The organism is Lishizhenia sp. (assembly GCF_057456495.1).
On the sequence record NZ_JBVCPV010000257.1, the window covers coordinates 1 to 3,325 of the forward strand.

Sequence of the window (3,325 nt, forward strand, 5' to 3'; positions counted from 1 at the left end):
CGCCTCCCTTAGCGTTACTAACCTTTCGCTTCACCTCCTTTCCATACTATCCCTGTTTGAATACTCGCGACTATGCCAGAACCACACCTACACCAATCTTCTCTAACAAATAAGTATTATGATCTATCACCAAAACATCGTTCTTCTTTGCCAGATCTCTTAAGATATTCAGAAGCGCATCGATATCTGCATAGTGCAACCCTATACTCGGTTCATCAATTATCAACAGTTGATTTTCTGTTTTTTCATCCATCCAATCTAACAAAGTCAATCGCTGCTTTTCTCCCGAAGAAAGACTTTGCACACGTTGATCCATTTGCAAATGCCCTAAACCAACCTTCATCAACTTTTCAAATCGAGCAATTGCTTTGGTTTTAGGCAAGTATTTTTCCAACCAACTCATCATTTCTGAAACATTCAGAGACAAAACTTCTGCGATATTTTTGTTTTCCAGCCTATGTTCTAAAACCTCATCTGCATAACGTGTACCTTTACATTTCTCACACACTTCTAAGGTGCTTGCTGCAACATCTAAACTCGTTACCAAAACTCCCTGCCCTTTACAATTATCACATTCACTCCCTTTTGTTTTCCAAGAGAAGAATTTGGCTTTCTCACCACTCCCTTTAGCAAAGCACTTTGTTAGATCTTTCAAAACATCCATGTATTCCACCATTAAGGTGGCCTTCTGGGTTCTAAGCTTTTTCATTTCAAAATATTGTACGCCACTATACTTTTTAGGAAAACGAAATGCAGCACAATTCACGGCTTCTTCTTGCCTTACACATGGCATGACAACCTCTTTGACCAAGGTTGTTTTTCCAACACCAGAATTACCCGTAAGGGCAGTGATTCCACCCACTGGTATTTCTAAAAGCTTCTTCTTCAACGTAAACTTTTCTACTTCTTTCAATACAAGGCTTTCCTTACCAGGCTTTAAAACAAGTTTTTTAGACTCCGCTTTTAAGAAAGGATGCACTTCATTTTGTAGAACAAATTCATTCGGTGATCCTGCAAACATAACCTCACCTCCATAACTCCCTGCCTTTGGACCAATTTCCACCAAATAATCTGCTGTTTTTAAAAGTTCTTTATTGTGCTCAATAAGAATTACTGTATTCCCCTTGGCTACCAACTCCTTTAAAATCTTTTGTAAATCTTCAATATTATTTTGCGACAAACCTGCAGAGGGTTCATCGAGTAAATAAGTAATACCTTTTAGCGGTGAATTAAGCTGTTGAATCAAAGCCACTCGTTGGTGCTCACCACCGCTCAAAGTTTTAGCTTTTCGGCTCAATTGCAAATAAGAGATGTGTAATTGTTTGGCCTTCTCTAACAATCCTCGTAAATGATGAACCAATTGAGCTTTGAGTCTCCCATCAATTTCAGAGGCACCATCCGTTTGTGTTAACCAACTTTCAAATTGATCTAAATCCATCATTTTGACCTCTTGAAAATTCAATCCATCAAGGGTAAACTTCAAACGTTCAGCTAACAAACCACTTCCTTTACATTCCCTACACCTTTCTTCAGAGAACAGAGCTGTTAAAGTCGCAATATTTTTGTTCTTGCGTGTTTTAAAATACTCTTCCTTCAAATAAGTAAAGAGCCCCTTCCACTCCATTTTCACTTCTTGAACACCTTCTCGGGTCTTTGTTTTAAACTTCCATTCCGTTTCCCATATTTTCTCAGGAATTCCATTCAAAATAACATCCAATTGTTGTGCAGTAAAATCATTGAAAGGTGTTTGCAATGTAAACCCGTATTCCTTCCCCACTTCTTGGAGTATGGCCATATACTGACCAGAAGCTTGACCGTAATAGGCCAAGGCTTTATTGTGTTCAAACAATCCCTCATCTATGCTCAAATTCTCATCAACTACTATTTTCTGTAAATCAGGAACCAAAGCTTCTCCATAACCATCACAAACTTTACATTTTCCAAGTTCATGGTTTTTAGAAAAATGAGAGGCAGATAACTCTTCACCTTCAAATTGAGCTTTTCTAGAAAAAGCAAAACGCAATCGTTTGTCTATGTCACACTGCTGAGCTAAATCAGTCTTATCGGAGAAATTCTTATGCTTTCGAGTGATACAAATCGTTGGGGTTAATCCTTCAACATCGTCTACCTCAAAGGGCATTTGTCCGCCCACTCTTCCTTGCTCATAACTAGAAAATTGTTGTGTCATTTCTTGCATACCATAGGCATGAAGTGTATCTATCAATAAAGATGATTTTCCGGAACCTGAAATTCCCGTAACTGCAGAGATTTTATACTTGGGAAAACTAACATTTACATCCTTCAGAAAATGCGTACGCGCACCTTTTATGTGAATATATTTTTTGTCCTCCGGCTTCAATTCTGGCAAAACCTCCCTTTCAACTGCACGTGCATTTTCTACAAAAACATCTGCTCTACTTTGAAACAAAGGATGATTCTCAAAACAAATAATTCCAGCAGTTTTTGCTTTTAATTGATGCAAGGCCGCAATCAATTCTTTTACATTTTGATGATGTAAACCTATACTGGGCTCCTCTAAGAACAACAAGGTTCGTTGAGATGATTTGGCAAAATACTTTGTTAACTTAATACGCTGTGCTTCACCTCCTGATAAAGTATTAGATGGCTGACCCAATTTCAAATACCCCAAGCCCAAGTTATTCATCAAGCTTAAAATAGATACAAGTTTAGACTCTCCCTCAAAAAAGCTTAGCGCTTGACGCACACTTAAATCGTAGATGTCTGCAATATTTTTTTCCTTCCAGCTAACCTGCAAAACATCCTTATGAAAACGCTTTCCATTACAAACCGGACACCTTTGATTTACATTTCCCATTACACTCATGGACAGACTTATCACTCCTGCCCCTTCACAATTCGCACACCTTCCTGCTTTGTTGTTAAACGAAAAAGCACCTTTTGCCAACTTCAGTGCTTTGGCAGTAGAAGTTTTTGCCAAGAGATCTCTAATTTTATCTGCCAGCCCTGTGTAGGTAGAAGGATTACTGCGCGGAGTTTTACCTATAGCTTGATCATTTACCGTTTGAATATTGAATGCTTCTTTTCTAGCATATTCCTTCAAAGTTCTTTCTACTTCCTTCGATTTTCGAGTAAAAACTGTCAGTCCACCCTTTAACTTTTCCATTCCCTGTTCCAACGCAATGGGAGTGGCTATCTGCTCATCTTCGCTCAAAGCAAGTTTTGTAGGGGTGTTCAATGTTTTATCCGCAAGGAATTCGCTTTTACTTCCATTAAACACAATTTCTCCACCTTCAGCTCCAGCCTTAAGTCCTAACTCAACAATCCAATCTGCGGATTGAATAAA

Annotated in this window: 1 protein-coding gene; it reads right to left on the reverse strand. The window is 38.5% G+C overall.

Features of this window, described 5'->3' with window-relative positions; translation table 11 throughout:
* Positions 1 to 70: 70 nt before the first annotated feature.
* Positions 71 to 3,325, reverse strand: a 3,255-nt coding sequence (locus AC22ZQ_RS13655; RefSeq protein WP_318959323.1) for an ATP-binding cassette domain-containing protein, incomplete at its 5' end; no start/stop codon positions are given.